Annotated in this window: 5 protein-coding genes; all 5 read left to right on the top strand. The window is 68.6% G+C overall.

The window, feature by feature from the left end; genetic code table 11:
- Positions 1-673 (top strand): serine protease (locus ABZF37_RS13840; RefSeq protein WP_372720913.1); only part of this gene is annotated, 673 nt, incomplete at its 5' end.
- Between the two features lie 63 nt (positions 674-736).
- A complete protein-coding gene (locus tag ABZF37_RS13835; RefSeq protein ID WP_372720911.1) occupies positions 737-1,429 on the top strand; it encodes a TetR/AcrR family transcriptional regulator in 693 nt (230 codons plus the stop codon).
- On the top strand, positions 1,426-2,421 hold the full coding sequence (locus ABZF37_RS13830) for an HlyD family secretion protein (RefSeq protein ID WP_372720909.1): 996 nt from the start codon (positions 1,426-1,428) through the stop codon (positions 2,419-2,421). The genes ABZF37_RS13835 and ABZF37_RS13830 overlap by 4 nt, the downstream gene beginning before the upstream one ends.
- Positions 2,422-2,431: 10 nt before the next feature.
- Positions 2,432-3,358 carry an ABC transporter ATP-binding protein gene (locus ABZF37_RS13825; protein ID WP_372720915.1) on the top strand — a complete coding sequence of 309 codons (927 nt, stop codon included), beginning with the start codon at positions 2,432-2,434 and terminating at the stop codon, positions 3,356-3,358.
- Positions 3,355-3,953, top strand: a 599-nt coding sequence (locus tag ABZF37_RS13820) for an ABC transporter permease (protein ID WP_372720907.1), incomplete at its 3' end; no start/stop codon positions are given. The genes ABZF37_RS13825 and ABZF37_RS13820, both read left to right, overlap by 4 nt.

Below are 3,953 nucleotides of genomic sequence, written 5' to 3'. Positions count from 1 at the left end.
CTTCGAGCGCGACGGGCGCGTATTCCTGGTCACCAGCCGGCATGTGGTGATCGACACGCCCAGCGACCATAACCCCGACCGTCTCGAAATCGAGTTCCACGCCGACGCGCAAAATCTGGTGGCATCGAGTGTGCTGTCGATCCTGCTGTTTCGTGACGGCAAGTCGGTCTGGCGCCAGGGCAAGGATCCCGGCGGCGACATTGACGTGGCGGTGATCGAACTCGACCGCACGGTCCTGCCGGCCTCGGTGCCGCTGCGCTTCTTCACGCCCGCGCACCTGCAAAGCTCGCTGCGGGACGTGGAAGTTGGCACGTCGGTGCTGGTAGTCGGGTTTCCGCTCGGCTTTCACGACACCGTGCATCACCTGCCGGTGGTGCGCCAGGCGGTGATCGCCTCCTCCTTCGGGCTGCGCTTCCAGGGCCAGGGCTATTTCCTGACTGACGCCCGTACCCACCGCGGCACCAGCGGCGCGCCGGTGGTCATGCGCAACGCGTCGAATGACACATCGCTGCCGTGGAAATTGCTCGGCGTGCACTCCTCGCGCATGGATATCGGTAACCGGGACCTGAAGCTCGACGAGTCGCTGGGCCTTAACTGCGCGTGGTATGCGGACATTCTGCTTACCCTGACGGCGGATGCCGCTGACCCCAACCCGCCAGCTCCCACCGTATGACCTCCCACCACAAGGCCAAGCTCCGAGGTAGAAATTAATTATCCAATAAGTTATTAATAGCGCATGACGCCCAAAGACCCCGCAAATCACCCTCCCGGTCAGCGCCGAGCCGGTCGCAGGCCCGGTCGACCAGCCGCTGACCCGGCCGAGCCGGACCAGCGCACGCGCTTGATCGAAGCGGCGCTGGCTGGCTTTGTGCGTCAGGGTATTGCCGCGACAACCCTGCGCGGAATCGCCGCCGAAGCCGGTGTCACCCCGGCGCTGGCGCATTACTACTTCGGCAACAAGCAGCAGCTGGTCCAGACCGTGATCGAGGAACGCTTGCTGCCGGTTCTGGAAACCCTGCACCGGCGCCTGGCCTCGGCCGGAGAAGATGTAAACGCCCTGGTGACCGCCTTCGTGGAAGGCTTTCACGGCGTGGTGGCGCAAGCACCCTGGCTGCCGGCGCTGTGGGCGCGCGAAATCCTGCTGGAGGGGGGCAGCCTGCGTCCACTGCTGATGGACCGGATCGCGCCGCTGGCGCCGCGCCTTCTGGCTGATCGGTTCGCGGCCGCGCAAGCGGCCGGGGCGCTTAACGCGCAGCTCGATCCCCGGCTACTGGTGGTGTCGCTGGTCGGGCTGACAATCTTCCCGTTGGCGGCGGCACCGATCTGGCGAATGTTGTTTGGCGCGGCCGATATCGATACAGCCGCGCTCACGCGCCACACCCTGGCGCTGTTGGCGCCGGGGTTGGCACCCGCTGCGGAGGCACCGTGAACGGTCGTGAGCCTGACCCTATTTTTGGGTGCCTGCGACGAGGCGCAACGCTGCTGGCCGCGATCCTGCTGGCGGCTTGTTCAAATGGTCCCGAGCCCTTGCCAGGGACGCTGGAATGGGACCGCATCGCACTGCCCGCGGAGGTGTCCGAGCCGGTCCTGAGCCTGGCTGTGCGCGAGGGTGACACGGTGCAGGCCGGGCAGATTCTGGCCGTACTGGACCCGGGCCGCATGGATGCCAGCATTGGCCGCCTGCAGGCTGAACTTGCCCAGGCGCGGGCACAGCTGGATGAGGCGCTGCACGGCGCGCGGCCCGAGACACTGGACGCCGCCCACGCGCGCCAGGCGGAAACCGCCGCGGCGCAGCGCGAAGCGCAGCAACAGTACGAGCGCATTGTGGCGCTGCGCGCCAGTGCCATGGCCAGCCCGGCGGAACTCGATCGGGCGCGGGCCGCCCGCGATAGGGCGCGGGCCGCCACGCGCGTGGCCACGGCGCAGTTGCGCGAACTGACGCGCGGCACGCGCGCGGAGCAAGTGGCGCTGGCGCGCGCCACGCTGGCCCGTGCGCAAGCGCAATTAAGCGAGCGCGAGCTCACCCGCGCGCGCCTGACCCTGCGCGCGCCACGCGCCGGACGCGTGGATGCACTGCCCTTCAAGCCGGGCGACCAGCCACCCATCGGCGCCACGGTGGTCAGCTTGCTGGTCGGCGAAGCGCCGTATGCGCGGGTCTATGTGCCCGCCACCCGCCGCGCCGGACTGCGAGAGGGCGCGCGCTTCCGGGTCCAGGTGCAGGGCGTAGCCGAAGCCTTCACGGCCAGGTTGCGCAGCATTGCCAGCGAGGCGAGCTTCACCCCGTACTTCGCGCTGGCGGGCGACGACGCCAGCCGGCTGGTCTACCGGAGCGAGCTGGTGCTGGATGGCCCCGAGGCGCGAGAACTGCCGGCCGGACTCATGGTGCAGGCCGAGCCCTTGGCCGATGATCACCGCGACTGAATCGCCAATCATCCGGGCGAGCGGCCTGCAGCGGCGCTTCGGCAAGGTGCTGGCCGTCGACGGCCTGGACCTGAGCATCCAGCGCGCCGAGGTGTACGGGTTTCTTGGCCCCAACGGTTCCGGCAAGACCACGGCGATACGCATGTTGTGCGGGCTGCTGCTGCCCAGCGCCGGCCAGATCGAGGTGCTCGGTCTGCGCCTGCCCGAGCAGGCCGAAGCACTCAAACGCCGCATCGGTTACATGACGCAACGCTTCACCCTGTACGAGGATCTCACCGTTCACGAGAACCTGGAGTTTCTGGCCGCCGTGCATGAGCTGTCGCGGGCGGCGGCCCGGGTTCGTATCGCGCAGGTGATGGACCGCTACGCCCTGGGCGCGCGCCGCGACCAGCTGGCCGGCAGCTTGAGCGGTGGGGAGAAACAGCGCCTGGCGCTGGCCGGCGTGGTGCTGCACCAGCCCGAGCTGCTGTTTCTGGATGAGCCTACCAGCGCGGTGGACCCGCAATCGCGGCGGGAATTCTGGGACGCGCTGTTCGAGTTGACGGATGCCGGCACCACGGTACTGGTCTCCACCCACTACATGGACGAGGCCGAGCGCTGCACGCGCCTGGCCATCCTCGACCGCGGCCGGCTGGTCGCGGACGGCACCCCGGGCGCGCTGATGGCGGCCCTGCCCGGGACCACGCTGCTGGTGCATTGCGCGCAGCCCCGGGCGGCGCAACGCGCACTGGAACACATGCCGGGCGTGCTGGCGCTGGCGCAGATCGGCGCCGCCCTTCGGGTCATGGCGGTCAACGACGTGGCGCTCGAAGCGCGGGTCACCGCCCACCTGGCACACGCCGGCATCGAAGCCCGCGTCGCCGTCACCGACCCAAATCTGGAGGATGTCTTCGTCGCCGCGACGCACGGTGCCCGTCCAGCGGCCCCAGTGCCATGAAACTGCGCCGTCTGGGTGCAATCGTGCTCAAGGAATTGCGCCAGCTGCGCCGCGACCGGCTCACCTTCGGCATGATCGTCGGCATTCCCATCCTGCAGCTGGCGCTGTTCGGCTACGCCATCAACCTGGACGTGCGCAAGCTGGACGCGGCCGTGCTGGATCAGGCCAACACCGCCCGCTCGCGGGAATTCACCCAGCTGCTGGCACACGCACAGGTGCTGAACCTGCGCGAACGGTTGCACACGCCGCAGGAGGTTTATGCACGGCTCGGCAGCGGCCACATCAGCGCCGCGCTGATCATTCCATCGGACTTCGAAACCCGGCTTGAACGTCGCGACCGGCCGCCGGCACAAATCGTGGTCGACGGCTCGGACCAGGCGGTACAGGCCGCCGTGCGCCAGCTTGTCAACGCGCCGCTGCCTGGCGCTGGTCCGGCGCCGCCGGGTATCGCGGTGGTGAATTTTTACAATCCCCAGCGGCGCGCGCCGCTGAACACGGTGCCCGGTTTGATCGGCGTGATCCTGACCATGACCATGGTGCTGTTTACCGCCTCGGCCCTGGTGCGCGAGCGCGAACGCGGCAACCTGGAAATGCT

It is taken from the genome of Immundisolibacter sp., assembly GCF_041601295.1.
Taxonomy (GTDB): Bacteria; Pseudomonadota; Gammaproteobacteria; order Immundisolibacterales; family Immundisolibacteraceae; genus Immundisolibacter.
Note: the sequence above shows the minus strand (reverse complement) of the source record. Positions and strands in the feature narration are given on the sequence as shown.